This is a genomic window from Pristimantibacillus sp. PTI5, assembly GCF_048572955.1.
In the GTDB taxonomy this organism is placed as follows: domain Bacteria; phylum Bacillota; class Bacilli; order Paenibacillales; family Paenibacillaceae; genus Pristimantibacillus.
The window spans coordinates 1,489,316-1,516,115 of the sequence record NZ_CP183886.1 but is presented as its reverse complement, the minus strand read 5'-3'; the positions used below and the strand labels follow the sequence as shown (position 1 = coordinate 1,516,115).

25 protein-coding genes are annotated in these 26,800 nt (G+C 49.8%); 21 read left to right on the top strand and 4 right to left on the bottom strand.

All coding sequences use genetic code 11. From position 1 onward, the window contains the following. The first annotated feature begins 171 nt into the window (after window positions 1-171). From ACN6MW_RS06985 to ACN6MW_RS06970, 4 genes are all read left to right on the top strand, one after another. Window positions 172-2,442: a glycoside hydrolase family 3 N-terminal domain-containing protein gene (locus tag ACN6MW_RS06985; protein ID WP_419874813.1), complete on the top strand. Its 2,271-nt coding sequence runs from the start codon at window positions 172-174 to the stop codon at window positions 2,440-2,442. A gap of 210 nt (window positions 2,443-2,652) precedes the next feature. Further along, window positions 2,653-3,759: a glycoside hydrolase family 88 protein gene (locus tag ACN6MW_RS06980; protein WP_419874812.1), complete on the top strand. Its 1,107-nt coding sequence runs from the start codon at window positions 2,653-2,655 to the stop codon at window positions 3,757-3,759. A 222-nt stretch (window positions 3,760-3,981) separates the two neighbouring features. Then, complete coding sequence (locus ACN6MW_RS06975) at window positions 3,982-4,599, top strand: DNA-3-methyladenine glycosylase family protein (RefSeq protein WP_419874811.1); 618 nt, start codon at window positions 3,982-3,984, stop codon at window positions 4,597-4,599. An 18-nt stretch (window positions 4,600-4,617) separates the two neighbouring features. Beyond that, a complete protein-coding gene (locus ACN6MW_RS06970) occupies window positions 4,618-5,304 on the top strand; it encodes a DNA alkylation repair protein (protein WP_419874810.1) in 687 nt (228 codons plus the stop codon). A 7-nt stretch (window positions 5,305-5,311) separates the two neighbouring features. Here the strand turns inward: ACN6MW_RS06970 and ACN6MW_RS06965 are convergent, their stop codons facing one another. The 4 genes from ACN6MW_RS06965 to ACN6MW_RS06950 form a co-directional block, all read right to left on the bottom strand. Beyond that, window positions 5,312-6,130: a radical SAM protein gene (locus tag ACN6MW_RS06965; RefSeq protein ID WP_419874809.1), complete on the bottom strand. Its 819-nt coding sequence runs from the start codon at window positions 6,128-6,130 to the stop codon at window positions 5,312-5,314. A gap of 72 nt (window positions 6,131-6,202) precedes the next feature. Beyond that, complete coding sequence (locus tag ACN6MW_RS06960) at window positions 6,203-6,949, bottom strand: 2OG-Fe(II) oxygenase (RefSeq protein WP_419874808.1); 747 nt, start codon at window positions 6,947-6,949, stop codon at window positions 6,203-6,205. After that, window positions 6,909-7,457: a methylated-DNA--[protein]-cysteine S-methyltransferase gene (locus ACN6MW_RS06955; RefSeq protein WP_419874807.1), complete on the bottom strand. Its 549-nt coding sequence runs from the start codon at window positions 7,455-7,457 to the stop codon at window positions 6,909-6,911. The genes ACN6MW_RS06960 and ACN6MW_RS06955 overlap by 41 nt, the downstream gene beginning before the upstream one ends. Before the next feature lie 16 nt (window positions 7,458-7,473). Further along, window positions 7,474-8,100: a bifunctional transcriptional activator/DNA repair enzyme AdaA gene (locus ACN6MW_RS06950; RefSeq protein ID WP_419874806.1), complete on the bottom strand. Its 627-nt coding sequence runs from the start codon at window positions 8,098-8,100 to the stop codon at window positions 7,474-7,476. A 478-nt stretch (window positions 8,101-8,578) separates the two neighbouring features. Here ACN6MW_RS06950 and ACN6MW_RS06945 point away from each other — a divergent pair, with 478 nt between their 5' ends. The 17 genes from ACN6MW_RS06945 to ACN6MW_RS06865 all read left to right on the top strand — a co-directional run bounded on the left by ACN6MW_RS06945 (window position 8,579) and on the right by ACN6MW_RS06865 (window position 26,786). Continuing rightward, window positions 8,579-9,628, top strand: a complete 1,050-nt coding sequence (locus ACN6MW_RS06945; RefSeq protein WP_419874805.1) for a M42 family metallopeptidase — start codon at window positions 8,579-8,581, stop codon at window positions 9,626-9,628. A 931-nt stretch (window positions 9,629-10,559) separates the two neighbouring features. Further along, on the top strand, window positions 10,560-10,847 hold the full coding sequence (locus ACN6MW_RS06940; RefSeq protein WP_419874804.1) for a hypothetical protein: 288 nt from the start codon (window positions 10,560-10,562) through the stop codon (window positions 10,845-10,847). Between the two features lie 162 nt (window positions 10,848-11,009). Further along, entirely contained in the window at window positions 11,010-11,765 is a 756-nt protein-coding gene (locus ACN6MW_RS06935; protein ID WP_419874803.1) for a YveK family protein, read from the top strand. Continuing rightward, window positions 11,746-12,438, top strand: coding sequence for a CpsD/CapB family tyrosine-protein kinase (locus tag ACN6MW_RS06930; RefSeq protein ID WP_419874802.1), 693 nt, complete (start codon window positions 11,746-11,748; stop codon window positions 12,436-12,438). Before ACN6MW_RS06935 ends, ACN6MW_RS06930 begins: the two co-directional genes overlap by 20 nt. Before the next feature lie 188 nt (window positions 12,439-12,626). Continuing rightward, window positions 12,627-13,535, top strand: coding sequence for a UTP--glucose-1-phosphate uridylyltransferase GalU (galU, locus tag ACN6MW_RS06925; protein ID WP_419874801.1), 909 nt, complete (start codon window positions 12,627-12,629; stop codon window positions 13,533-13,535). Continuing rightward, window positions 13,532-14,230 carry a sugar transferase gene (locus ACN6MW_RS06920; RefSeq protein ID WP_419874800.1) on the top strand — a complete coding sequence of 233 codons (699 nt, stop codon included), beginning with the start codon at window positions 13,532-13,534 and terminating at the stop codon, window positions 14,228-14,230. The genes galU and ACN6MW_RS06920 overlap by 4 nt, the downstream gene beginning before the upstream one ends. A gap of 12 nt (window positions 14,231-14,242) precedes the next feature. Continuing rightward, the gene (locus ACN6MW_RS06915) at window positions 14,243-15,358 is read left to right on the top strand and encodes a glycosyltransferase (RefSeq protein ID WP_419874799.1); all 1,116 of its coding nucleotides are present in this window, start codon (window positions 14,243-14,245) and stop codon (window positions 15,356-15,358) included. A gap of 21 nt (window positions 15,359-15,379) precedes the next feature. After that, window positions 15,380-16,765, top strand: coding sequence for a hypothetical protein (locus ACN6MW_RS06910; protein WP_419874798.1), 1,386 nt, complete (start codon window positions 15,380-15,382; stop codon window positions 16,763-16,765). Further along, the gene (locus ACN6MW_RS06905; protein WP_419874797.1) at window positions 16,762-17,931 is read left to right on the top strand and encodes a glycosyltransferase family 4 protein; all 1,170 of its coding nucleotides are present in this window, start codon (window positions 16,762-16,764) and stop codon (window positions 17,929-17,931) included. Before ACN6MW_RS06910 ends, ACN6MW_RS06905 begins: the two co-directional genes overlap by 4 nt. Next, entirely contained in the window at window positions 17,932-19,083 is a 1,152-nt protein-coding gene (locus tag ACN6MW_RS06900) for a glycosyltransferase (RefSeq protein ID WP_419874796.1), read from the top strand. Continuing rightward, entirely contained in the window at window positions 19,058-19,630 is a 573-nt protein-coding gene (locus ACN6MW_RS06895; protein ID WP_419874795.1) for a DapH/DapD/GlmU-related protein, read from the top strand. Before ACN6MW_RS06900 ends, ACN6MW_RS06895 begins: the two co-directional genes overlap by 26 nt. Window positions 19,631-19,700: 70 nt before the next feature. After that, a complete protein-coding gene (locus ACN6MW_RS06890; protein ID WP_419874794.1) occupies window positions 19,701-20,732 on the top strand; it encodes a glycosyltransferase family 4 protein in 1,032 nt (343 codons plus the stop codon). A 3-nt stretch (window positions 20,733-20,735) separates the two neighbouring features. After that, window positions 20,736-21,635, top strand: coding sequence for a glycosyltransferase (locus tag ACN6MW_RS06885; protein WP_419874793.1), 900 nt, complete (start codon window positions 20,736-20,738; stop codon window positions 21,633-21,635). Window positions 21,636-21,644: 9 nt separating this feature from the next. Then, complete coding sequence (locus ACN6MW_RS06880) at window positions 21,645-22,997, top strand: lipopolysaccharide biosynthesis protein (RefSeq protein WP_419874792.1); 1,353 nt, start codon at window positions 21,645-21,647, stop codon at window positions 22,995-22,997. Between the two features lies 1 nt (window position 22,998). Beyond that, entirely contained in the window at window positions 22,999-23,946 is a 948-nt protein-coding gene (locus tag ACN6MW_RS06875) for a polysaccharide pyruvyl transferase family protein (protein ID WP_419874791.1), read from the top strand. Between the two features lie 98 nt (window positions 23,947-24,044). Then, window positions 24,045-25,415, top strand: coding sequence for a sugar phosphate nucleotidyltransferase (locus ACN6MW_RS06870; protein ID WP_419874790.1), 1,371 nt, complete (start codon window positions 24,045-24,047; stop codon window positions 25,413-25,415). Between the two features lie 30 nt (window positions 25,416-25,445). Further along, complete coding sequence (locus ACN6MW_RS06865; RefSeq protein ID WP_419874789.1) at window positions 25,446-26,786, top strand: UDP-glucose dehydrogenase family protein; 1,341 nt, start codon at window positions 25,446-25,448, stop codon at window positions 26,784-26,786. Window positions 26,787-26,800 lie beyond the last annotated feature (14 nt).

Genomic DNA, 26,800 nt, shown 5'->3' with positions numbered 1-26,800 from the left:
GAATTATTTGCTTGATTAAAAGAGGTACAAAAACACATTAAAAATGACTATAAAAGTCGACAAGCCGCTGCCTATTGGATATAGGCAGTTATGCTTATAATTGTTTTGTAAACGTTATCATTGAATGGATGAAAAAGAAAATAAGGCTATATAAATGGGAGGACGATAGCGATGAAACAGAATATGACCGAAGAAAAGCTCCAAGAGGGCATACATTATGTTCGCAATGACGGAGGTCCAACGCTTGGTTACTCCCCTGCATCCGGCGTGAAGATTGTGAAGCAGGACGGATTGTTCTTCAAGGATTTGAATCAAAACGGCTCGTTGGACAAATACGAGGATTGGCGTCTGTCGCCCGAGGAGCGGGCTATGGACCTGGCTTCCCAAATGTCGGTCGAGCAGATCGCGGGGCTGATGCTGTACAGCAGGCATCAATCGATTCCGGCAGCTTCCCATGGCTGGTTCGCCAGTACGTATGGCGGCAAAAGCTATGAAGAAAGCGGGGCGAAGCCTTGGGAGCTTACCGATGAGCAGCTGCAATTTCTGGCCCGGGATCATCTTAGGCATGTCTTGATTACGACGGTGCAATCCCCGGAGACCGCGGCGAGATGGAATAATGCCGTACAGGCCTTTGCGGAAGGAACGGGACTTGGCATTCCGGCAAACAACAGCTCCGACCCTAGACATGGCTCGGATTCCAGCTCGGAATTTAACGCGGGCTCGGGCGGCCACATCTCCATGTGGCCGGAGACGCTGGGGCTGGCAGCAACCTTCGATCCAAAGGTAACGGAGAAATTCGGTGAAATCGCAGCCAAGGAATATCGCGCACTGGGCATTGCCACCGCACTTTCACCGCAAATAGACATCGCGACCGATCCGCGCTGGTTCCGCTTTAACGGCACCTTCGGCGAGGATTCGAGGCTCTCGGCGGATATGGCGCGCGCATATGTGGATGGATTTCAGAATTCAACCGGTGACAATGAAATTGCAGACGGCTGGGGTTACGAAAGCGTAAACGCGATGGTGAAGCACTGGCCGGGCGGCGGCTCCGGCGAAGCCGGACGGGATGCGCATTACGGCTGCGGCAAGTATGCCGTGTATCCGGGTGGAAATTTCGAAGAGCATCTGATTCCGTTCGTGGATGGGGCTTTTAAGCTGGATGGCAAGACGGGCCAAGCTTCGGCAGTGATGCCGTATTATACGATTTCTGTTGATCAGGACGACGTTAACGGCGAGAACGTGGGCAACTCCTACAACACGTATCTTATTCAGGATTTGCTTCGCGGCAAATACGGCTATGACGGCGTAGTATGCACGGATTGGTTAATTACGGCAGATGAAACGCCGAGCAAGGATTCCTTTTTAAGCGGAAAGCCTTGGGGAGTGGAAGGCCTATCCGTGGCGGAGCGCCATTACAAGCTGCTAATGGCCGGCGTGGACCAATTTGGCGGGAATAATGAAATTGCACCTGTACTGGAAGCGTACCAAATGGGAGTGGCAGAGTATGGCGAAGCCTTTATGCGTAAGCGCTTTGAGCAATCGGCGGTACGCTTGCTGAAAAACATTTTCCGCCTGGGGCTGTTCGAGAATCCTTACCTGCAGGTGGAAGAGAGCTCGCAAATCGTAGGCAGTCCTGCTTTTATGCAAGAAGGCTATGAAGCTCAGCTGAAATCGATTGTGCTCCTCAAAAACAAAGCGAAGCTGCTGCCCCTGCAAGCAAAAAGCACGGTATTTATTCCGAAGAGATATACCCCGGCTGGGAAAGACTGGTTCGGCTTTCCGACGCCTGAAACGATGGAATATCCGGTAAACCTCGATATTGTCCGCAAATATTTTAACGTAACGGAGGAGCCGGAAGCGGCTGATTTTGCTCTCGTATTCATTAGCAATCCAAAGTCAGGCGTTGGTTACAGTCAAGAGGATGCCGATCAAGGCGGTAACGGATACATGCCTATCAGTCTCCAGTATAAGACGTACACGGCTGAGCATGCCCGTGAGCACAGTTTGGCAGGCGATCCGCGTGAAGGCGATGTGCTTAACCGTTCCTATAAAGGCAAAAGCGTTACGGCTCACAATACGAGCGATTTAGATGCGGTGCTGGATACGAAGGAGAAAATGAAGGGCAAGCCTGTAGTCGTTTCTCTTCTGCTGGCTAATCCGGCTGTTGTCGAGGAATTTGAAGCGTCAGCCGATGCGATTATTGCTAATTTCGGCGTGCAGGATCAGGCGATCATGGAGGTTTTGACCGGCAACGTTGAGCCTTCCGGCCTGCTGCCTATGCAAATGCCGGCTAATATGAAGACAGTCGAGGAGCAGCTGGAGGACATTGCGCATGATATGGAATGCCACGTGGATTCCGAGAATAACGTTTATGATTTTGCATTCGGCTTGAACTGGAGCGGAACGATCCAGGACGCAAGAACTGCGAAATATAAGAAATAATAGATAGTTGACTATAAATATACGAAAAAACATCGCGGGCTTCGCGATGTTTTTTTGATGCCAATGCCTGTGTTATCTACTAAAGCGAACACAGCGCCCACAACGTTAGAAACTAAATCACAACAAGATAACAACATTTTTAAGCAGTAATGCAATACATTTCACGCGTTCGCCCGGCTATAATCAAGAAAAACGGTGGAGGCTGATGAGATGAGCACGGCATATTGGCAGGAAATCATGGAAAGACTCGATAAAAAAGTGACGCGGACCATTGGGCAGATGGGCGATAAATGTCCTCATTTTGCGAAAGAAGACGGGAAATTCGATGATATCGGCACCGATTGGTGGACAACCGGATTCTGGCCGGGCATGCTCTGGATTATGCATGATATGACGGGCAAGGAGCATTACAAAGAGGCGGCGTGGCGCTGGGATGAGGAGCTCGAGCAATGGTTCATTAAACCGACGGTGGAGATGCATCATGATGTTGGCTTTCAATTCCTATCCACGGCGGTCATTAAGCATACGATTACCGGCGATGAGGATGCCTTCCGCCGCGGGATCGAAGCAGCCAACTTCCTGGCGGCAAGATACAATCCGGCAGGCCGATTTATTCGTGCCTGGAATGAAGACAAGCATGGCTGGGTAATCATCGACTGCATGCTTAATATTTCGCTGCTCTTCTGGGCGAGCAAGGTGACGGGTGATCCTCGTTATAAGCATATGGCAGCTGCCCATGCGGAAACGACGATGAAGTACGGTATTCGCGAAGACGGCTCGACAAAACATATTCTTTCCTTTGATGCGGAGACAGGCGCCTATATTGAAAACTTTGGCGGGCAAGGCCTGTCTGCTGAATCCTCCTGGAGCCGCGGAACGTCTTGGGGGCTGTACGGCTTCATTAATGCGTATCGCAATACCGGCGATGAACGGTTCCTGGATACGGCCAAACGGATCGCGCATTATTTTATAGCAGCTTCGCCGGAGGATCATGTTCCTTATTCCGATTTCCGCTTTGAATCGGTGGAAGGACGTTACCGCGACAGCTCGGCGGCGGCGATCGCGGCATCAGGCCTGCTTGAAATCGCGGAGGTTGTGCCGACAGGCGAAAAAGGCCTGTATGCGGGAGCAGCCGAGCGCATTTTGCGTTCGCTTACTGAAAATTACGCAACCTGGGATAACCCCGAGCATGAGGCTATTCTTCTGCATGGCTCGAGCAGCGTATCCGCTAACGCCGATGGCTCCTTAATTTATGGCGATTATTATTATCTTGAGGCTGTTGCCAAGCTAAACGGCTGGAAGCACCGCATCTACTAAGCTTATATTTATACCAAAGCAGCGTTCCTTTACTATCGGGAAGGCTGTTTTTCTTTGTCCGGCTCCTCATCTCCGTAATGCGAAAGCTTCGTTATCTTGCTATTCTATTCGTATATTCTGCTATACGCCGCCTCGTGATGTATAGTTAGAGAACAGGCGTAAATCAAATGAGCTCGTGGTTCAATCGGAGCCGATGGGCGTTGAAGGTGGAGGGTAAGCGGAATGCCGGCCGTAATAACGAAGTATTTTGATTATGGAGCTAAGGAAATTGACTATTTAAAAAGCGTTGATCCTGTGCTTGGCGAAGCCATGGAGCGCCTGGGCAAGGTCGAACGGACCATCATGCCGGAGCTGTTCACTGCGCTCGTTCATGCGATTGTCGGTCAGCTTATTTCAGCTAAGGCAGCCCGCACCATATGGGAGCGAATGCAGGAAAGGCTGGGAGAAATCACGCCTGCCAATCTGGCGATGCAGGCGGCCGAAGCGATTCAAGGCTGCGGCATGACCATGAAAAAAGCCGTATGCATTAAAAATATCGCGCAGACGATCGCGCAGGGAGACTTCCCGTTGAATGAACTGCGGCAGCTTCCGGATTCTGAAGTCATAAAGAAACTGATCGCCTTAAAGGGAGTCGGAAAGTGGACAGCGGAAATGCTGCTTATTCATGCGCTCGAGCGTCCGGATATCGTCAGCTGGGGAGATATTGCCGTCCGGCGCGGAATGATGAAATTGTATGGTCTTGATTCGCTGACCAAAGAGCAATTTGACGGATATAGACGCCGGTATTCTCCGCATGGTTCAGTCGCTTCCTTTTATTTGTGGAACCTTTCATTTGAATAAGCAAAAAGGAGCAAGGTCATGAATATAACCGTTAAGGAACAGCTGCTTGCGTGGGCGGAGGAGGATTACAGGAAATTTTCTGCTGCGCTTATTCCGAACATAAATAACGTTTTAGGCGTTCGTCTGCCTTATCTGCGGAAGCTCGCGAAAACGATCGCAAAGGGCGATTGGCGCCAATTCCTTAAAAATGCCGAAAACGAGTACTTCGAGGAAGTCATGCTGCAGGGGATGGTCATTGGATATATACAAGCCGACATCGAGGAAGTTTTACCCTATATCGCTGATTTTGTGCCGAAAATGGACAATTGGTCCGTGTGCGACAGCTTCTGCATCGGACTGAAGATCACGAAAACGAACAAGGATACCGTGTGGAATTTTTTACAGCCGTATCTTGCATCGGATAAAGAGTATGAGATACGCTTCGGCGTCGTCATGCTGCTTGATTTTTATATCGACGAAGAATACATTCACTGTGTATTGCGGCTGCTTGATCAGACCGACCGCAGCAGCTACTATGTCAAAATGGCGGTGGCGTGGGCGATTTCGATTTGTTATGTGAAGCTGCCAGAGATCACGCAAGCCTATTTGGCGAGCAGCGCTCTGGACGATTTCACATACAACAAAGCTTTGCAAAAAATAACGGAATCCTACCGCGTAGATCCGGAAACGAAAACACGGATTCGCGCCATGAAGCGAAAGCGCTAGCCAGTGGCTAGGGTTCAAAGCCCTGCTGGCTGATATAGATTTGCTCCTCGGAGAAAACGCGCTTCATCCGTTCATAAACGATTTGATAGGCGGAAGGCTCATGCCATTCTTCAAGCCCCAGCGGCTCATACCATTTATGAATGCCCATTTGCCGGGTTCGTTTTCCGCTGCTGCCGTCGCCCATAAAATAATCGTCGATGCAGATGCGGTCAACAAGCGGCCGCAGCTTGTCCGGAAATGCCTCGCTGCTTGGCAGTACCGGAGCGATTGCGGCCTGCGCTTGAACACCGGCTTCCTTCAATAATTGAAGAGTCTTAAGCCTGGCTTGAATCGGAGGGGCCTGCGGCGAAAAATGCTTGCGGATCTCATCGAGATCCGTCTCCACCGTCATGCTGACGCGGACCTTCCCCCCGAGCCTCAGCAAAAGATCGATATCTCTGCGGACAAGCGGGCTGCGCGTTTGAACGAGCAGAAAGTCGGGCGGATTCTCTGCCATGACCTCCAACAAGGAGCGGGTAATCCTTTCCTTATGCTCAATAGGCTGGTAAGGATCGGTACTGGAGGACATAAAGATCGTGACGGGCCCTTTGTTGCGGGCTCTAAGCAGTTCCTTCCGAAAAACCTCCGCAGCATCCTTCTTGATATCGACCCAGGTCCCCCATTCCTTGTTTCTAAACAGCGAAACCGGCATTTTCCGCACATAGCAGTAGGAGCAGCCAAAAACACAGCCGGTATAAGGGTTCAGCGAATGGCTGTAGCCCGTCAGAAAACCGGTTCCCTTATTCAGAAGCGTCTTAGGCTGCTTGTATAAATACTCGGTTTTCATTGGGATACCTGCAAGTGAATAAGCTTTGGAATGATTGCCATAAGATAAACCTCCTTGAATGTGGAACTGCGTTTACGTGGCATCATGGAAAATAATGCCGAGACTGTACCTCGTTCCTGAGGTAATGGTGCTGACGCCATGCCGAAGCGTCGTCTTGTAATAGCCGCGCGTACCTAAGACCGGACGATCATGAGTGGGGAAGATAAGGCCTTCGCCTTGCTCAAGCGTAATGGCATGCCCGCGGCTCTGCGCTCGCGGACGCTGCTCGACGAGCAGAAATTCACCGCCCGTAAAGTCGGTCTCCTTCTGGTTCAATGCAAAGACGACCTGAAACGGGAAGTATACTTTTCCATACAAATCCTGATGCAGGCAGTTATAGCCTCCTGCTTCGTATTTCAATATTAACGGGGTAGAACGCCTCTGTTCCTCGCTGTGGCAATGGGCCAGAAAATCATGGAAGGCTGGCGGATAAGCGGCTTCTTTGCCTAATTGTTCTAACCAGCGGTTAGCCGTGACCGCAAGGCCCGGATATAAGCCTTCACGCAGCAGCTGCAGCATGGAGGGAAGCGGAGCGCTGTAATACTTATATTCTCCGATTCCGAACCGGTATCTTGCCATGTTAACGGTGCTGCGAAAAAGCGCTTCGTTCCCGTAGGTGCCAATCATTTCCCGGCATTCCGAAGGATCTAATAAGACGGGCAGCTTCGCATATCCCTGCTCTTCTAGCGATTGCTGAAGCGTTGCAAAGTCCAGCTTTGCGATACGGCTGGCGAGAGGCTCAAGCAAGGGATTCAACTCCTTCCCGTCTCGCCGCTTCATTCTCCAATTGCAGCAGCCTCTTTTTCATCTCTATGCCGCCGCGATAGCCGGTTAGGGCTCCGTTTTTACCGATCACGCGGTGGCAGGGAACCGTAATGAGGATCGGATTTGCGCCGATCGCCGTGCCTACGGCCCGGACCGCGGCCGGCCTCTGAATGAGATTGGCGATATCCGAATAGGATTTGGTTTGGCCATAAGGAATGCCGTTCAGCGCGCGCCATACTTCTAGCTGGAAGCTGGTTCCGCGGTAATCGAACGGGACAGTGAAGCTTGTGCGCCTGCCTTGGAAATACTCGATCAGCTCGTCTTTGTACGGCTGCAGCAGCTGGTCATTTTGAATCAAGACGCTGCCCGGAAGCTTTGTTTTCGCCCATTGAACAAGCTCCTCCATCGGTTGGTTTTGAGAGCCGGCAAAACAAAGGCCCTCAGAAGTCGCGGCAAGGTGAATATTCCAATCCTCATGCGACAGAAGCGTCCAATATAATTGCGGGCTTGCGTTGTTTTCCATAGGATGAAGCCTCCATTCAATGATCTGTCTGTTTTTTTCGAAAGCTTGCCGGCGTGTGACCGGTTATTTTTTTGAATAGGGTAATAAAATACGGCGTATTGGCTAGGCCTACACGAACGCCTATATCTGAAATGGGATCATCCGAAAAAAGGAGCAGCTCCTTCGCCTTGTTAATCCTTTGCTGCTGGATATAAGCGACGGGAGTCATTTGCTTCAACCTCCTGAAAGTCCGATGCAGGTGGTAGGGGCTGCCGTGACAGATCTCTGCCAGCCGCTCTAGGGTTAGCGCATTGCTATAGTTTTGGTCGATATAGTCAGTCACGGCAGCGATCCATTCATCATCGGGCAGGCGTTGTCCGGTCGGCTTGCAGCGTTTGCATGGACGAAATCCGGCGGTCGCCGCTTGCTCAGCCGTATCGAAGTAAGTGATATTATCCGGGTTCGGCGGTCTTGATTTGCAGGATGGCCGGCAAAAAATTCCCGTTGTCTTGACGGCATAAAAAAAGGTTTCATTATAAGAAGCGTCGTTGCCGAGGACGGCATTCCACTTTTCTTGAAGTCCCAATGCCGTTGACGGTGTTTCCGCTGCGGATTGAGAATCGGAAAATGGCTGGTTCGGGTTTTGCTTGCTTTGGTTTACCATGCATCTTCACCTCCACCACTAGTATAACCCCGAAAGTGAACGTATGTACGCATTTCCGGATGGAATAGCAAGATATCGAAATTCAGACGAGAAGCATCCATAAAGAAGGTGTAAGCTATTTTTGAGCGGAATAGGTATAGATCTAAATCACGAATCGTTGCGGGGGAATGGAATGAGAAGGGGATGACAGGGAATAATTTCCTGCAAACACGCTTCAGCGAAACAGTTGCTTCTATTATAAAGCAGGCATGATAGAGGAAGCGAAATTATCGGCTATGCGGAACCAAAAAGGCACACGATAAAACGGCTAAAGAAAAATTGTTGGAACGAATCCGCCTATAATGCTTTCGTAATCATATCGCTAACCGCTGCCCGTCGCTTTGATCCGTGAAGCCAATCACTTAAAATAGATAAACAAGAGCTTTCACGGCTGTATCTATCCGATCCAGCTATCCCTAAACAAAAGGAGCATAAAATAATGACCATTCCCTTTGCGCCGCAGCTGGACCGAGCGTATATGCTTAGCCAGCTTGAGACCTTGCTGAATATTCCCAGCCCAAGCGGCTATTGCATGGAGATCATGAAGTATTTGGAGGAGGAAGCGCGCAGGCTGGGCTACGCCATAGAGATCACGCCAAAAGGCAACGGAATCATTACGATTCCAGGCCGTCAATCCGATAAGGTAATCGGATTGACGGCGCATCTCGATACCCTTGGCGCGATGGTCCGCTCGATAAATCCTTGCGGTACGCTGCGCTTCACACCGATCGGCGGGTATGCCATGCATACGGTCGAAGGGGAGTATGCGCGCATACATACGCGCGATGGCCGGACCTATGAAGGAACCGTGCTGTCTACGAAAGCATCCGTGCATGTGTTCAAAGATGCTGGAGAGTGGAAGCGCGAGGAAGCGAATATGGAAATACGCGTGGATGAGACGGTCAAATCCAAATCGGACACCGCAGCGCTGGGCATAGCAGTCGGCGATTTCATATCCTGGGAGCCGAGGACACGTATTCTGCCTAACGGTTGGGTGAAATCAAGGCATTTGGATGACAAGGCGAGCGTTGCCGCGCTGCTTGGGCTCATGGAATGGCTGAAGCGCGAAGGCAGGACGCCTGCCCATTCGCTCAAACTCATTTTCTCCACCTATGAGGAAGTGGGGCACGGGAGCTCCTATATACCCGCTGACATTACGGAGATGATAGCCGTCGATATGGGCGCGATCGGAGATGATCTTTCCACGACGGAGCAGGATGTTTCGATTTGCGCGAAGGATTCGAGCGGACCCTATGATTATCAAATGACTTCCAGGCTTATCGAGCTGGCGAAACGCGATAAGCTGGCTTACGCAGTCGATATTTATCCGTATTACGGGTCCGATGCTTCCGCGGCGCTTCGAGGCGGCAGCAACATTAGGGCGGCCTTGATCGGTCCAGGCGTCCATGCCTCCCATGGCATGGAGAGGACGCATGCGGATGCTATCGTAAATACGGCAGCGCTGCTGCTTGCATATGTCATGGAGTAACCATTAGATAACAAAGAGGAAACGAATGCCCGGAGGCAGCCAGCTTATGCGATATAAGCGAGTTGCTCCCGGGCATTTTTTTTGGAATAGCAGGCATCAACCGTTTGCGTTTGTATAAAAGCTGCGTATTCTGCCGCAAGACGGCCGGTCTCTTTCGCCAAAATCAGCCGTGTCTAGGCCGTTGGGAGAAGGAAGGACAGTAGTCTTTTGGGAATGGCTCAGGGCGTGAAGTTGGTCCGTTTTCAGTGCTTGCGGAGCTTTATATTTATCCCGATTCGTGGAAGCATATCCTGTCCGTCCGAGCAGCAACCGATTTCATTCCTCGACATTCTCGCGGTAAGAGCCGTAGAATGTACGTTTTTTGGCTTCATCTTCCTTATTTTTAGATTAAAATTTTGTTATTTTTGTTTTTTTAGCGTAAAGATAACGTTCTCATGTTAGAAAACATACCCAAAAATGAGCAATGCGAAAAATGTCGAAGGGATATTTTGTCCTGCTTTAGTAGGAGGCTGGCCAATAGTCCCTTTTTTTTTCGGGAAAATATCTGTTTTTTTTGATTAAAATGAGTGATTCAGACGAGCGAAAAAACGGGAAAATCCTTTATATCATGCGGGATTGAGCCGAATGGCGCCTTAAAAAAAATGGGTCTGTAGCGGGATTCTCTCAGAAAGTTCATAAAGCGCTTCCAATTATCAGAATTATTAAATTCGACATTCAAAACTTATCCTTTTATATCCAACTATTCACATCATTTAGGAGTCAGTACTTATGAAAAGCGAGCTGAAAATGAGCAGGAATGTCTAATTCGCACCATGTCTTTATTCCCTCAAGAATTATTCTTATCTGTGTCATACTAGATTTCAACGAGAGGCAAAATAAAAGTTCCATGATTCATAGTGAATGAGCGAGCTGATGAATGGAGGTTTCAAAGATGAATGTTTCCAATCAAGAGCAGAAGCGGGTAAGGCTGAAGCAATTTTTGAAAATACTATCCGAGGACCCTTCGCTGGTACGGAATAACGGACAGGCGGAAACGAGAACGCTGCCGGATCTGCTTGCGGCGATAGGCTGCCGGCTGCGGAACGAACCCATTGATATGGCGGAGCAGGTATCGCAGCTGCTTGGGAAGATGGGCTTGCAAGCATGCTCTAACGATATGATGGAGCATGTCATGAACGGCGGAACCGTTGATGAATTTATAAACACGACCAAACAATAAGCATGTTCTTATCTATCTTCAGGAAATCATGATAGTAGGTTTCCTGGCCCTAAGCGGCGCCTAAAAGTTCGCGTTTTGAATAATGAGTAAATTTTAATATTCATTTAGAACAACTAACAATGGTGAACAGAAAACAGATTTTCAAGTTATGGAGGAAATAAATTGGAATTGAAACAGTATTGGCTCATTGTCAAAAGAAGACTATTGATGATCATTTTGATCATTACCGTTAGCTGTTTGGCCATCGGCATTTACTCCAGCTATTTAATCACACCACAATATGAAGCCTCCGCTAAACTAATCGTTAACGATTATAAGGACAGCAGCGCGCTGATACCAAGCATAGACGTTGGCTCTATCAACTCCACGATTGGACTTATCAAAACCTACAAAGAAATTTTGAGAACACCGAGAATGATGAAAAAGGTTGTTAAGGCGTACCCCGAGCTAGGGGTAACATACGGAGAGCTAATCGGCAAGGTAAGCGTAAGCTCGGTCAATGAAACGCAGGTTATGTCCATATCGGTTCAGGACGATTCCTATGAGCAGGCAGCCAAAATAGCCAACGCCGTAGCCATCGTTTTTCAAAAATCGGTACCGGAGCTGATGAAGGTCGACAATGTCTTGGTGCTCGACCAAGCCGATCCGAAGGAATTCCATGGACCGGTAGCGCCGAACCCCAAGATGAACATCGCGGTGACGTTTATGCTTGCCATGATGCTAGGAGTCGGACTTTCCTTTCTGCTGGATTACCTGGATGACACGGTTAAAACCGAGGAGGACATTGAAAATCTGCTTGGCGTTCCGGTTCTTACCTCCATTCCGAATTTCGAAGAGCGGGATTCACTGGATGGGACAGGCAGTATGCCTCTAAAGAAGATCGCAAGGAGGGAACAAAATGTCTCGCTTGACTCCTAAATGGAACCTGATCACCGAGCTTAACCCGAAATCGCCGATTTCCGAGGGCTACCGCATGCTGCGGACGAACATCGAGTTCTCGACGTTAAACCATAAGCTGCAAGTTATTATGGTTACCTCCTCCAAGCCGAGCGAGGGAAAAAGCACAACCTGCGCCAATATGGCCGTCGCCTTTGCGCAGGCTAACAAGAAAGTGCTGCTGATCGATGCGGATCTTCGCAAGCCTTCACAGCATCACATCTTTGGAAAATCCAACCGTACCGGCTTGACGACGGCTTTGTTTAATCAAATGCCGCTGGAGGACATTATCCAGTTCACGAACACGGAGAACCTCTCGATTATACAAGCGGGGCCAACGCCTCCCAATCCCTCGGAGCTGCTCTCGTCCGATCAAATGGCCGACCTGCTGAAGACGGCGAGGGAGAGGTTCGATATGGTCATTATCGACACGCCGCCTATCATGTCCGTTACGGATGCTCAAATCGTTGCCACGCGGAGCGACGGCGTCGTTCTCGTCGTCGACTCGGGTAACGTGAAAAAGGATGTCGTACTTAAGGCAAAAGCATCCCTTGACCATGTAAAAGCGAAGCTTCTAGGCGTCGTGCTTAATAAAATCAATCGTAATCATTCAGATATCTATTCCTACTACTATGGGGAAAAAACGGACATTTAACGTGAATAGCCCCCATCGCTAGGCGCAAGAAATAGATAGGTAATGTCTCCTGCACCTCTATCACCGGAGGCACTCGGTCATGCTGTGGGTCAGCCGACCTTAGACGTTAATCGTCAAGGGTGTGACGTGAGGAGGGGTTCAATGCCCCTGTATATACAAAAAAATATAATAGGATAGGGTGAAATCAAATGAAAAAAGTGAGAAAAGCCATTATCCCCGCCGCAGGACTAGGTACGCGTTTTTTGCCAGCAACAAAAGCGATGCCGAAAGAAATGCTCCCTATCGTCGACAAGCCGACCATTCAGTACATCGTGGAAGAAGCGATTGAATCGGGCATTGAAGACATCATCGTCGTAACCGGTAAAGGTAAACGCGCAATCGAAGATCATTTTGATATCGCGTTCGAGCTGGAGCATATTTTGGAAGGTAAAGGCAAGCTTGATATTTTGGAAAAAGTAAGAAAATCATCAAATGTGAATCTCCACTACATAAGGCAAAAAGAGGCTAAGGGATTAGGCCATGCCGTGTGGTGCGCGCGCAATTTCATTGGAGACGAACCGTTCGCCGTATTGCTTGGCGATGACATTGTTGAAGCCGATGTGCCGTGCACAAGACAGCTAATTGAGCAATATGAACAAACAGGCCGTTCGGTTATCGGCGTTCAGACCGTAGGCGTGGATCAGACTCACCGGTACGGGATCGTCGATCCCGGCAAGAGGCTCGACAATCTTTACGAGGTTAACCGTTTCGTGGAGAAGCCGCCGCAAGGCCAGGCGCCTTCCAATCTGGCCATTATGGGCCGTTACGTGCTGACGCCTGAAATCTTCGAATATTTGGGCCGTCACGAACGCGGCGCCGGCGGAGAAATCCAGCTGACCGATGCGATCCAGAACCTGAATTTGGACCAAGGCGTATATGCCTTCGACTTCCAAGGCATTCGGTACGATGTCGGCGAACAGCTTGGTTTTATTATGACGAATATTGATTTTGCCCTTAGAAATAACGAGCTGAAATTTAAGCTGATGTCCGAGCTTGAGGAATTAATGGAACGGGAGCTTAGCAAGCAGCTATTAGCTGGAAGGAGTGAGAGAGGATGACACCTCCGCAATATCAGGATGAAGCGGTAGTCGGCGTTTCAGATTATTATGCGAATGCAGTCTCAAGGCGTGAAGAAAGCCAAGCGGTAACGATGTATTCCATTATGAAACGGACGATTGACATTGTTGGTTCGCTGAGCGGTTTGTTGCTTTTAAGCCCTCTGTTTGTCATCATCGCAATCCTTATTAAGTGGGAGGACCCGAAAGGGTCTGTCTTCTTCTATCAAACGAGGATCGGCAAAAACGAAAAGCCGTTTCGCATGTATAAGTTCCGCTCGATGCTGACCGGCGCCGAGGATAAGCTGAAGGAGCTGCTCGCCAAGAACGAAATCAGCGGCGCGATGTTCAAAATGAAAGATGATCCGCGCATTACGAAGATCGGCAAGCTGATTCGGAAAACGAGCATTGACGAGCTGCCGCAGCTGCTTAACGTATTGCGGGGAGAAATGTCCTTGGTTGGTCCTAGGCCGCCTCTTACGAGAGAGGTTGCGGAATATACGGAGTACGACAAGCAGCGCTTGACCGTAACGCCGGGCTGCACAGGGCTTTGGCAGGTCAGCGGAAGAAACAACCTCAACTTTAAGCAAATGGTTGAGCTGGACCTGACCTACATCGAGAAAAGATGCATTTGGTTCGATATCAAAATCTTGTTCAAAACGGTAAGAGCCGTCGTCGGCTCCCAGGACGCATATTAGGAGTTGAGAACAATGGCAAGAGTCCTGCATATTTCGGAGTTTACCAAGGGTGGCATTGAAACCCACCTGAACGAGGTGCTGAGCTACCAATCGGGCCGACATGATATTTATCTCATGGCTTCCGAGCAGAACTCAAGCCCTGATACGCTGCAAATCAGCCGAAGCCGGCTGCAGCTTTATCCATACAAACGGAAGCCGGCTTATTTTCTTCAAGCGATGAAGGCCATTCACCGTAAAGTAAAGGATTTTAATCCGGATATCGTACACGTACACGGAACGTTCGCGGGAGTATTCCTGCGGACGTTGTTTTTTTTCAAAAGCCGGCGTCCGGTCGTGATTTACAATGCGCATGGCTGGGCGTTCCTGATGGACATCAAGCCTTGGAAGCAGCGGATATTCGCTATGGTTGAGAAGGCGCTGTCGCTTCGGACCGATTACATTATTAACATTTCCAAGCACGAATACGATATGGCGATGCATTACGGACTGCCTGCCGGCAAATCAGGCATCGTATACAACGGCGTGTCCGATACGGTGCCTTCAAATTCGCCGCCGTTCGAAACCGAGCCCGGCAAAATCAATCTGCTTTATGTCGGACGCTTTGACCGCCAGAAAGGCTTTGATCTGCTGCTGGAGGTGTTCAATGAGCATAAGTTTGCGAAAGTAAACTTGTATTTGGTCGGCGACACGGTGCTGGAAGAGGTTAGCTACGACTTTCCCGAAAATACAGTCAAGCTTGGCTGGGTGGATAACTCGCAAATCGACCGCTATATGAAAGCGTGCGATGCGGTTATCATTCCGTCGCGCTGGGAGGGCTTCGGCATCGTTGCCATCGAGGCGCTTAGGAATAAGAAGCCCGTTATTGCAAGCAATCGGGGCGCGCTGCCGGAAATTATCAAGCATGGCTTGAACGGCTACGTGTTCGATTTCAATAACAAGCTGGAGCTGGCAGCTATCATTCACAAGCTTGACAAGGATACGCTTGCGGCAATGGGACAAGCGGGCTTGGAAATTTTCCAGGAGAAATTCCATTCGGAGCAAATGAATAACCAAATTGAGCGGCTGTACGAGGATGCTTTGCAAAAACGGAGCGGTTCGTATACGGCTCCCGTCAAAAAATATGTCTAGATTCACGGGGATGGAGAGAAAATGAGCCAAAGCTTGCAGAGTTATCCAATGATTAAGAAAAAATCAGCTGAAAGAACGGAGAAGGAACAGGTTTTTCTGGCGATTTATCTCATCATTTTGCTGGTGCTGACCGTTTATCAGGATTTCCCCTTAGTCAATATCATCGGTGAAATCGGCAGATCGCCCATCATCCTGTTGTTTCCGCTTTTTGTCTTTTGCGAGATCGGACTGCTGGCCAAGCACAAACGGGTGATGCACGGCTCGACGCTTCAAAAGCATATATTCGGCTTTATCCTTTATTTAAGCTTAATTACGATCGTTTATTTGCTTGTGCAGTTTCTGCAGGGAAGCTACAGCTTCGGCTCGGAGGGACTGCTTGGCAAAGGGATTAAGGTGCTGGTTTATTTTGTGCTGATTTTGCTCTACATCAGACACATGCAGCTCGTTTTTTCCAAAATAAAAAGCTTCAAAATATTGTACGGCTGCTTTCTTGCGGTGGTCACGCTGCTAACCGTCATTATGATTTTGGAGCTTTTGAGCATGCCAAACGCCTTTGCCGGATTGCATTCGGGGAATAACCCCTACTGGCGGGTAAGGATGCTGACCTCGGAGAGCAGCACGACGGGCTCGATTGTCGTCGTATACGCATCCATCATGGTGTATTTAACCAAATATTTAAAAGGCTTCGCAAAGACGCTGTCCATTCTGTATGCAGCTAGTTTTTTTCTGTTTTACGTTTTTATTACCGGCTCGAAGGGATTTATGATCATTATTTTGCTGACGCTCGTCGTTACCATGGTCAAGTTTTTGGATTTCCGCAAAAAGAAAAACTTCTTTTTACTAATCGCCGTCGTCCTGGCCATGTACATGTTTATAACCAATTTTTCAGCGGGACTGGTCAGCTCGTTCAGCAATGACATCGAAAACTACACATCTTCCTACACGCGAATGGGTACGATCATTATTTCGCTGATTACCGTCTTTCACAATCCGCTGGGGGTTGGGACCGGAGCGTATCTCATGTATTTCGATAAGTATGTGAATGATTCAATCAGCATGATGTCCCATTTTTATTACAATCTATTTGGCGTCAGCCAGATTAATGCGGGGGAGCTGTTGCAATATTCGGGCTCGGATAAAAACTTAGGCGTCAAATCAGGCTTTTTCCAATGGGTCATGTTTGGCGGATTGTTCTCGGTCTTGTTCTTCTATCTGCTGGCCAAAAACCTGATCATTAAAGTGAAATCCAGCTCTATCCTGTTTCTAGCGCTTGTGTTCATTTTATTTTCCATGCTCATGGTTTCATTGGAGATTAAGTACGAGATTTGGCTGCTGTTTGCTTTTATCAGCCTCTTTCTTGGCAAAAACGAATTTCAAACATCGAATAGGTCGGGGGTAGTCAAATGAAAATGCTTGTCGTGTGCAGTGATTTCCCATATCCCGCCGACCATGGCGGAAGAGTCGACACATGGGGCCGGATTAAGGTGCTCTCCGAGCTTGGCTGGAAGCTGCATCTGCTCGTGTGCGGCAAGCAAATGCCGACAAAAGAAGAAATGACGGCCGTTTACGATTATGTAGAGGAAATTACGCTTTGTGACCGCAGAAGCAAGCTCGCGGATTTGCTGCATGTCATTCCGATGCAGGTGCAGTCGCGGAGCGAGCTGAAGAATGTCGAGCTGGCAGGCGATTACGATTACGTGCTGCTTGAGGGCGATTACGTTTACCCGGTGCTGCAAAATCCGAAAATCAAGCATGACACGGTGATCCTCAGAGTGCATAACGATGAAGCCGTTTATTTCAAAGCGCTCGCCAGAAGCACCAAAAACATGGTCCATAAAATGTATTACCACATGGAGAGCAGCAAATTCACGGTTTTGCAAAAAAGAATGCTGGAGAAGGTGGATAAATATTTGTTTATCTCCAGCAAGGAGTTTGAAACCTTCCAAAAGCAAAATCCCAAGGCAAAAAGCTTGTTTTTGCCTCCGCCGGTGACGAATGCAAAATTCGAGGCGAGTGATTTTCAAAGCAAGCATGTCGTCTTTATCGGATCCTTGTTCATGCCGAATAACCGAGAGGCCATTCAGTGGTATCTCGAGCATATTCATCCGCTGATGCTGAAGGAGCCGGAATACAAATTTATCATCGCGGGCAACAGCAGAAAGCAGAGCCTTAGCTGGCTGGACGCGTACGATATGACGAATGTAGTCGTTCATGACACGCCGAAGAGCTTGGACGACATTTATCGGAGCGGATATTTATTCGTGAATCCGATGCAGAACGGCGCAGGGGTGAAGCTGAAGACGATCGAAGCGATTCAGAACGGCCTGCCGGTCATATCGACCTCCATCGGCTATGAAGGGACAGGGCTTGTGGACAATGAGCATATTATGATCGCGGACCGTCCGGAGCAGTTTTACGGAAAAATCAAGCAGCTGTTCGATCATCCGCAGCAAGCAAAGGCGCTGCTCGAATCATCCCAGAGCTTCCTTCGCACGCATTATAACCATAAAGAGGTGCTGAAGGGTTTTATTCAGTCCCTGAATACCAGTTATCAAGTAAAGCAGGTGCTGTAAATGAGCAATCGGAAAATTAACGTCCTTTTTGTCACCCATGCGGATAAGAAGGGAGGCGCGGAGCAAAGCCTCATCCATATGATTAACTATTTGGATACGACGAAGCACAATATTTTCTTATTAAGCCCGGAAGATGCGACGTACCTTGGCGAAATCAGGGCAAATTACGTACATTTCCCGCTGACGCTGAGCAGCATTAAGCAAAAGTTTGGCTTAGGCTACTTGGAAACGGTGCTGAAGATCAAGTCGTTCGTACGGAAAAACCGGATCGACATCGTCCACGCAAACGGCTGGCGGGCACCATGGTATACCGCTCCGCTGAAGTTTATGGCCAAGAGCAAGCTGATCTGGCATCACCGCGATTATACGCATTTGAAGATGTTCAATCAGGTGCTGCCCCGCTTTTTCGATCAGGTGATCTGCATCTCGCATTTTGTCGCGAATGCGATTCAGGGCAGCAATAAGACGATCATCTATAACGGCGTTGATCCGGAGCTTGCGCTTACGAGGAAGAGCCGGACCTTTATGGAGGATGATACGCTCGTTATCGGAACGTTCGGACGGATCGTGGAATGGAAAAGGTATCATCTCATGATAGAGGCCGTTAAGAAGCTGGCCGACAGCAAGCGCCGCAATTGGAAGCTGTTGATTGTGGGAGATGCTTCGGTTGACGGCTCGGAGGGCTACTACAATGAGATGATCCAGAAGGTGCTCTCTTACGGCCTTGAGCATCATGTCGTGTTTTACGGCTACAGCAAAAAGCCGCTCGATGTGATGAAGGAATGCGATCTAACGATCAACTTCTCGCTGAACGAGCCGTTTGGCAGAGTCATCATCGAATCTATGCTGGTCCAAACGCCCGTCATTGTGGCGGATTCCGGCGGCGCGCCGGAAATCATCCATGAAACGAAGGGCGGCTTTATCGTGAAGGACGGCGACGTTGAAGAGCTTTACCAGACGATCCGGCGGGTTTATGACGGAGATGTTGACTATCAAGAGCTGTCTGATCAAGGCTATGCCAGCGTCATGCAAAATTTCAATATGAGCACGATCGCGCGCAAGGTGGAATCCACTTACCGCAGGCTGCTCACGCCTAACATGAAGCCGGAAGCAGCGGGGGGTTCCGATGAGTATCTCATCCAGTCAGATTAGCTTCGGCAAGCTGCTTGCCGTATTGAAAGGAGCCGCCGTGCTGCCGATCAAGACAAGCAAAGCAGGAAGACTTGGCCGAATCGCAGGAAAGCTGACCTTGCGGAACAAAGGGCGTTTCGTCGTCGGACGCAACGTGTCCTTTCACGCGAAGCCGCTGCCTTCATCCGTCACGGTCGAGAAACAGGCAGAGCTGTTGATCGGCGATAACGTGTTTCTAAATTACGGATTAGACATCGGCTGCACCAAATCGATCCGGATTGGCAGCAATACGATCATCGGCCCGATGGTAAATATTATCGATACGAATTTTCACCCCGTTGATATGGAGGACCAGTCGCGCAGCAAAGATATCGTGATCTCCGACAACGTATGGATCGGACGCGGAGCCGTTATTTTGCCCGGCGTGACCATAGGTCCGAATTCGGTGATTGCGGCAGGCAGCATCGTAACGCGGGATATTCCGGCAAATGTGCTGGCAGGAGGGACTCCGGCTAAGGTTATTCGCGAGCTCCAGGTAACGAATGAATGGATTCGCAGATACAACTGAGAGAAGCGCGGCAAGGCTTTGAAGAATATCCGGCGGCAATGATTCTGGCAAAGTTAGGGAGCGTAGGACAATGAAGGTATGGATGTGGCCAAAATCGAGTGAGCTCAATTTTTATAATGATTTATTGACGGACTCATTGAGCGGTGCAGGCATGGAAGTGAAGGATTTGAAGCATGGCAAGCTGATGCTGCAGGTCGGCGGGACGAAAGCAGGGGACATCGTTCATATTCACTGGATGCATCATGCGTATCAGAATCGCAATTTGCTGCTATTCCTGGTGAAATCGTTCATTTTTGTCATGACGATGCTTTACTTGAAGGTGAAAAGAGTGCAGCTGGTGTGGACGATTCATAACTTGTACCCGCATCAAGTCACCTACCCGGCGATGGAGCGCTTCATGCGCAAGCTGATATGTAAATTTTGCAGCAAGCTGCTGGTCGCCTCCGAATCGATCAAGCGAAAGGTCATGATGGAATTCGGCGTGCCGGCTAGCAAGCTGTTCGTGGTGAAGCACGGCCACTATTTAGGGGTGTACAAGTCCAAGGGAATCGATTTCCGAAAAGCTTACGGCATTAGCGAGGATGCGGATGTTTATTTGTTCCTGGGCGCGATCAAAGCTTATAAAGGCGTAGAGGATTTAATCGAAGCTTTTAATGCGACGAAGTCCAGGCAAGCGTACCTGATTATCGCCGGCAAAGCGGACAAGCAAATGGAATCCTATTTGAAGCATGTCGAAGACAAAGGCAATATTCACTTGGATTTGCGCTTCATTCCAAATGAAGAGGTAGCGGATCTCATTAGCGCGGTCGATGTGATGGTTATGCCTTACAAGGAAATTACGACCTCGGGCTCCGCGATACTCGGGCTATCGTTCAGGAAGCTGATCGTGATGCCGGACAATGATTTTATTGACGAGTATTTTAAAGAGGACATGGTGGTCCGATACAATCCAACCGATTACAACGGCTTGGAAAATGCCATGAAAGCAGCGCTTAACGTGAAGAGAGAACAAAGAACGCCGCAGTACGAAGAGGTGCTGAGGGAGCTCGATTGGAGCGCCATCGCGCAGCGGATAAAAAAAGTATACCAAGGATGGGGATAAAGGATGAAAGTAACAGTGGCCATCTGCACCCATAACCGGGCCAAGGATACGGGAGAAGCAATAGAGAGCGTGCTGGCGCAAAGCTTTGATAGGGAACAAATTGAAATTGTCGTGATCGACAACCGCTCAACGGATAATACCGCAGAAGTCGTCGGCGCGCTGGCAAAACTGCATGGCTCCAGGGTGCGCTATATTCTCGAGAGCAAGCTTGGCTTATCGGTTGCGCGCAACCGGGCGATTCGCGAAGCGAAGGGCGAGTACATTCTTTTCTTGGATGACGATGCGCTGGCTTCCGCCGGATGGGTGCAGCATATCGTGGAAATGTTCGAAAGCAATCCGGCAATCGGATGCGTCGGCGGCAGGATTGATCCGATCTGGGAAGCGGCGGAGCCGGATTGGATCCCGGAGGAGCACCGGTCGGTTTTTACCATTCTTGATTATGCGGACACGGTGAAGGAGATGCCAGCGCCGGCGATTCCATACGGAGCCAACGTGGCCTTTCGGGCCAGCGTCTTCCAGCATTTCAAGCCTTTTCGCGAGGATCTCGGCCGCGTTGGAACAAACCTGTTGTCGAGCGAGGAAAGCGAACTGATTGCGAGAATACGGGAGCGGTACACGGTGTTCTACACTCCGTTTGCGTCCGTGCAGCACAAAATCGCGAAGGAGCGGACGACCAAAAAGTGGTTTTTGAAGCGGATCTTTTGGCAGGGAGTCAGCGATGCGGTGAAGAGGCAGGATAGAAGCTTGTTTGCTATCGTGAAGCATGTCATCCGGATGGTGCAGGCCATCGGAACATCCTTGCTGTCGATTTTCAATTTTAAGAGATTCATTCGCCAGGTCGTGAAAATATGTTACCGCAACGGATCGCTGGTCGGCATCCTGCGCTACAACGGTAGGGGTTGACGGAAAGCTATGGCACAGCTCGCCATTTCAAAGGCTTGGAAGGGCAATGGACTCGTCCAAACGATTATGCGCACCAGCGCAACGAATCTTCTGGTCATGGTCATCAGCACGCTGACCTCAATCGTGACGGCGCGCATGTTCGGCGTCGTCGGAAAAGGCGAGTTCTCGGCAATCCTTTTTTGGCCGACGCTGCTGGCAGGACTTGTCTCGTTCGGGCTGCCTACCTCGCTTATTTATAATATGAAGCAAAACAAAGGAATCGGCGGCGATTTCGTAAGAGCGGGTTTTCTCTTTCAAATTCCGGTCAGCATCCTGGTCGGCATCGTTACCTGGATTTGGATGCCGGCCTGGCTGGGCAACTATCAGGCGGATATCGTCCAAATCGCCAGATGGTATTCGGTGCTGATGCTGCCGATTCTGCTTGCGATTAACCTAATTTCTGCCTTGGCGCAGAGCACGGGAAAATTCAATGTATATAACGGCGTACGCTTGTTTGTACCGCTGTTTAATCTTGCCGGTTTAATGGCGCTTTGGTCTATCGGCGATCTAAGCCTCCAAAACGCTTCCCTTGTCTTCTTGGTCACGAGCCTGCTCGTCGTGCTGTGGTCCTTATACAGCATAAGGGACGCGCTGCGCATCGATTGGCTGAAGGGAATCGGCAATCGGCTGGCGGCAAAAGCGTTGTTTGGCTACGGCAGCAAGGTTTTTGGCGTCGAGCTGCTCGGGACATTGTATTCGCAGTTCGATAAGATCATCATTCTGTCGATGCTGACGGCTAGGGAGCTCGGGCTGTATACGGTCGTCTACGCATTGTCCCGGGTGTTCAATGTCGTGCAAATGGCGATTACGAATGTGGTGTTCCCGAAGGTGACCGGCATGGAGAAGTCGGCGATTATCGCCACGGTTGGGCGGGCGTTCCGGCTGTCCATGCTGCTGATGACGATCGTCGTCATTCCGAGTATGTTCATCGGCCGCTATTTAATGGGGATCCTGTTCGGTGCGCCTTTCCTTGAAGCAAGCGGGGCTTTCTACCTGCTGTCGTTCGAATGCATTCTCGGCGGCGGCTCATGGATCCTTGCTTCCTCGTTTAATGCGATGGGGCGGCCGGGTTTAGTGCTCATGAGGCAGCTTATCGCCTTAACCGTAACGATCGGATTGTTTTTCTGGTTTACGCCGTTATATGGATTAAATGGAATCGCGCTTGCTTTATTGATAGGAGCAGTGATCCGCTTGGCGGTAACAATGGCTTCCATGCGGATTATATTTCACATAAGTTTGCGAGGCATGTTATTTGACCGAAATGATTTCCGGTTTCTTATCGAGCGATTGAAAGACAAAAAACAACGTAAAGGAGCGCGCTGATATGCACGTGGAAACGAACGAACACCCGATGGAGGGCTTGAAAAAGCATCTGCTTCAAATCTTGAAGGTCATTCCGCCAGGCTCAAGCATTTATTATATCGATTATCCCGTATACAACAACGGCGGCGACCTGCTCATCATGAAAGGAGCAGAGGCGTTCTTCAAAGACAACCACATCCGCGTTGCGGCACGTTACAGCGTGCTTGATTTTCCGGACAAGCTGGCTATTCCGGTTGATCAAATTATCGTCCTGCAGGGCGGCGGGAATTTCGGGGATTTGTATCCCGTGCATCAGAAGCTGCGCGAGAAAATCGTTAAGGACTATCCGAACCACCGCATCGTATTGCTGCCGCAAACGATCTTCTTTGAGAAGGAAGCGGAGTATGACCGGACCGCGAGTATTTTCAATAACCACAAGGATGTGCATCTCTTTATAAGGGATACGTTGTCCTACGGCGTTGCGGCCCAAAAATTCAATCAATGCTGCGTGTACTTATCGCCTGACATGGCGCATCAGCTGTGGCCGATTTTACCGAAAAGCAGCCCCGGCAAGGAGCTGCTCTGCTTCTTCCGGACCGACATCGAGAAAACAAGCGAGCAGGAGAGCTTTGAATTGGCAGGACGAGGCGATTACCTCGACTGGGCTTCCCTTTACAACAAAGTCGAGAGAAAATCGATCAAGATGATTGGGCAGATGATGACGAAGAGCGCCGTGCCGCTGCCGATGCAAGCTATTTGGGGCAAGTACTCCGACTATTTGGTAGACAAAGCAGTCAAGCGCTTCAGCGGCTACCGCGTCGTGCAAACCTCGAGGCTGCACGGTCACATCCTGTCCTGCCTGATGGACAAGCCGAACACGCTGCTCGATAATTCATACGGCAAAAACTCGAATTACTATAACACTTGGACCAGCGGCATTAAGTCAGCCCAGCTGGTAATGAAAAAGTAACCCAACGCACAAATGATCAAGCAGCATGCGAGGCAAGGTTTTCAGCGGCATGCTGCCAACGCGTTATGCTCCATAAAAACATTTTAGGAGGATTCATTATGAAAATTGTTCTTTTATCAGGAGGCTCGGGCAAGCGGCTGTGGCCGTTGTCGAATGAGTCACGGTCCAAGCAGTTTTTGAAGGTGCTCAAAAATGTTGACGGCGAACGCGAGTCGATGGTCCAGCGGGTATGGGGACAAATAACCAAAGCCGGCTTACGCGAGCATGCTTACATTGCGACAAGCAAACCGCAGGTGGATATGATCCACAGCCAGCTTGGAAATGAAATCGAGGTTATCGTAGAGCCCGAAAGAAGGGACACCTTCCCGGCTATCGCGCTCGCGGCCACTTATTTATATTCGGTACAGGGCGTAAGCCTAAATGAGACCGTTGTCGTGATGCCCGTTGATCCTTTCGTTGAGGAATCGTTTTTCCATAAAACGAAGGAGCTTGATGCGGTCTTGAATGAATCCGGAGCGGATTTGGCGCTCATGGGCGTCAAGCCCACCTATCCATCCGAGAAATACGGCTATATCGTGCCGGAGAATGCCGCTGCGGCGGATGAAGCTTTCGTCAATGTACACAGCTTTAAAGAGAAACCCCGCGAAGAAGAAGCAGTAGCCATGATCGAGCAGGCTGCGCTTTGGAACTGCGGGGTTTTTGCATTCAAGCTTGATTTTCTCATTAACATTCTAATCGCGAATGAGCTTCCGATTCAGTACGACGAGATGCTGAAGCAGTACGGCAAGCTTCCTAAGAACAGCTTTGACTACGAGATTGTTGAGAAATCCAATCATATCGTGGCACTGCCTTACGAGGGTGAGTGGAAGGATCTTGGCACGTGGAACACGCTGACCGAACAGATCGAAGAGCCGCTGATCGGAAAAGGCATCATTACCAGCGACTCCATCAATACCCATGTCATCAATGAGCTCGACATTCCCATTACGCTGCTGAATGTCTCGAACGTGATTATAGCCGCGAGCCCGGACGGTATTTTGGTATCGGACAAAGCATCAAGTCCATACATTAAGGAAGTGATGAAGCATTCCGATCAGCGTCCCATGTACGAGGAACGACGTTGGGGGCGTTACCGGGTGCTGGATTATATGAAATATCCAAACGGCAACGAAGTGCTGACCAAACGGATCTGCGTAACGCCAGGCCGGAACTTAAGCTACCAGTACCATCAGCTTAGGGACGAGGTATGGACGATTGTAGCGGGACAGGGAGTTATGGTCCTGAACGGCAAAAGCTTCCTCGTTAAAGCGGGCGATGTGCTGACCATCTCCAAAGAAAGCCTGCACAGCCTGCGGGCGGAAACCGAAATGGACATTATCGAAGTTCAGACCGGGACAGAGCTTATCGAAGAGGATATCGTCCGGCTTGCCTTCGATTGGAATGAGATCCTGCAGCTTTGCACCGTATAAATAATTCATTCAATAGAAGGAGAGATAAGCATGAACATTACGGTTATTGGAACCGGCTACGTTGGGCTTGTGTCAGGCATTTGTTATGCGGAGCTTGGCAACAAAGTCATATGCGTAGATAAGGACCCTCGAAAAATAGAAATTTTAAATGCCGGCGGCATTCCGATTTATGAGCCGGGCTTGAAGGAGCTTGCAGCAGCGAACCGGGAAGCGGGCATGCTGACGTTTACGACGGATTTGCAAGATGCGGTGCGTCAGTCCGAGATTATCATTTTGGCGGTGGGAACGCCGCCTCTGCCAAACGGCGAGGCGAATCTTTCCTACATTAACCAAGCGGCAATTGAAATCGCGGAAGCGATGAACGGCTACAAAATCATAGCGGTCAAAAGCACCGTTCCCGTCGGAACGAATGAACGGCTGGCGCAGCTCATCAGCGCCCATACGAGCGAACGCTTTGACAGCATTTCGCTGCCGGAATTTTTGCGTGAGGGATCGGCTATCCAGGATACGCTGCACCCCGACCGCATTATTATCGGCGCGAATTCGCGAAGCGCGGCAGACGTCATGACCCTTCTGCATATCCCGTTGACAGAGCAAATCGTCGTCACGGATATTCGCAGCGCGGAAATGATTAAGTATGCTTCCAATGCGTTTCTAGCTACGAAAATATCATTCATCAACGAGATCGCTAACATTTGCGAGAAGGTCGGCGCGGACGTAACGAAGGTTGCGGAGGGCATGGGCTATGACAAGCGGATCGGCCCTTCGTTCCTAAAAGCCGGTATCGGCTACGGCGGATCCTGCTTCCCGAAGGATACGAGCGCCCTGATCCAAATCGCCGGGCATGTCGATTATGAATTCAAGCTGCTCCGTTCCGTAGTGGAAGTGAATCAGGGTCAACGCTTTAACGTGATCCGCAAGCTGGAGAACATCTTCCATGGCCAACTGCATGGCAAGACGATTGCGGTTTGGGGGCTTTCTTTCAAACCGAATACCGATGATGTCCGCGATTCGCCGGCAGCGGAAATTATCCAGCACTTGGTCGATAACGGCGTAAAGGTCAAAGCGTATGATCCTGTCGCAACGGACAACTTCCGCGCGATTTATGAAATAAACGGCGTGGAATGGTGTTCGGAAGCGATGGAAGCGGCGGAAGGCGCGGATGCGCTCTGCTTGCTGACCGAGTGGGAGGAGTTTTCCAGGGTTGACCTTGGCAGGCTGCAGCAGGTTTTGAAAAGCCCGATTCTGATTGACGGGCGCAACGTGTTCGAGGAAGAGCATCTGCTGGGTACCGAGTTCATTTATTATTCCGTTGGCCGTCCGAGCCTTAACCAAGGCGTGAAGGAACAAATGCCAGTCTTGCAATTTTAGTCCAAACTTATAAC

Excerpts from the sequence above, each read along its gene's own strand:
- ACN6MW_RS06965 (WP_419874809.1), bottom strand. The coding sequence starts at position 6,130 with ATGAAAACCGAGTATTTATACAAGCAGCCTAAGACGCTTCTGAATAAG.
- ACN6MW_RS06930 (WP_419874802.1), top strand. The coding sequence starts at position 11,746 with ATGTCTCGCTTGACTCCTAAATGGAACCTGATCACCGAGCTTAACCCG.
- ACN6MW_RS06985 (WP_419874813.1), top strand. The coding sequence starts at position 172 with ATGAAACAGAATATGACCGAAGAAAAGCTCCAAGAGGGCATACATTAT.
- ACN6MW_RS06915 (WP_419874799.1), top strand. The coding sequence starts at position 14,243 with ATGGCAAGAGTCCTGCATATTTCGGAGTTTACCAAGGGTGGCATTGAA.
- ACN6MW_RS06920 (WP_419874800.1), top strand. The coding sequence starts at position 13,532 with ATGACACCTCCGCAATATCAGGATGAAGCGGTAGTCGGCGTTTCAGAT.
- ACN6MW_RS06890 (WP_419874794.1), top strand. The coding sequence starts at position 19,701 with ATGAAGGTATGGATGTGGCCAAAATCGAGTGAGCTCAATTTTTATAAT.
- ACN6MW_RS06960 (WP_419874808.1), bottom strand. The coding sequence starts at position 6,949 with ATGAAGCGGCGAGACGGGAAGGAGTTGAATCCCTTGCTTGAGCCTCTC.
- ACN6MW_RS06975 (WP_419874811.1), top strand. The coding sequence starts at position 3,982 with ATGCCGGCCGTAATAACGAAGTATTTTGATTATGGAGCTAAGGAAATT.
- ACN6MW_RS06895 (WP_419874795.1), top strand. The coding sequence starts at position 19,058 with ATGAGTATCTCATCCAGTCAGATTAGCTTCGGCAAGCTGCTTGCCGTA.
- ACN6MW_RS06955 (WP_419874807.1), bottom strand. The coding sequence starts at position 7,457 with ATGGAAAACAACGCAAGCCCGCAATTATATTGGACGCTTCTGTCGCAT.
- ACN6MW_RS06865 (WP_419874789.1), top strand. The coding sequence starts at position 25,446 with ATGAACATTACGGTTATTGGAACCGGCTACGTTGGGCTTGTGTCAGGC.
- ACN6MW_RS06940 (WP_419874804.1), top strand. The coding sequence starts at position 10,560 with ATGAATGTTTCCAATCAAGAGCAGAAGCGGGTAAGGCTGAAGCAATTT.
- galU (WP_419874801.1), top strand. The coding sequence starts at position 12,627 with ATGAAAAAAGTGAGAAAAGCCATTATCCCCGCCGCAGGACTAGGTACG.
- ACN6MW_RS06900 (WP_419874796.1), top strand. The coding sequence starts at position 17,932 with ATGAGCAATCGGAAAATTAACGTCCTTTTTGTCACCCATGCGGATAAG.
- ACN6MW_RS06980 (WP_419874812.1), top strand. The coding sequence starts at position 2,653 with ATGAGCACGGCATATTGGCAGGAAATCATGGAAAGACTCGATAAAAAA.
- ACN6MW_RS06945 (WP_419874805.1), top strand. The coding sequence starts at position 8,579 with ATGACCATTCCCTTTGCGCCGCAGCTGGACCGAGCGTATATGCTTAGC.
- ACN6MW_RS06880 (WP_419874792.1), top strand. The coding sequence starts at position 21,645 with ATGGCACAGCTCGCCATTTCAAAGGCTTGGAAGGGCAATGGACTCGTC.
- ACN6MW_RS06885 (WP_419874793.1), top strand. The coding sequence starts at position 20,736 with ATGAAAGTAACAGTGGCCATCTGCACCCATAACCGGGCCAAGGATACG.
- ACN6MW_RS06870 (WP_419874790.1), top strand. The coding sequence starts at position 24,045 with ATGAAAATTGTTCTTTTATCAGGAGGCTCGGGCAAGCGGCTGTGGCCG.
- ACN6MW_RS06875 (WP_419874791.1), top strand. The coding sequence starts at position 22,999 with ATGCACGTGGAAACGAACGAACACCCGATGGAGGGCTTGAAAAAGCAT.
- ACN6MW_RS06910 (WP_419874798.1), top strand. The coding sequence starts at position 15,380 with ATGAGCCAAAGCTTGCAGAGTTATCCAATGATTAAGAAAAAATCAGCT.
- ACN6MW_RS06950 (WP_419874806.1), bottom strand. The coding sequence starts at position 8,100 with ATGGTAAACCAAAGCAAGCAAAACCCGAACCAGCCATTTTCCGATTCT.
- ACN6MW_RS06905 (WP_419874797.1), top strand. The coding sequence starts at position 16,762 with ATGAAAATGCTTGTCGTGTGCAGTGATTTCCCATATCCCGCCGACCAT.
- ACN6MW_RS06970 (WP_419874810.1), top strand. The coding sequence starts at position 4,618 with ATGAATATAACCGTTAAGGAACAGCTGCTTGCGTGGGCGGAGGAGGAT.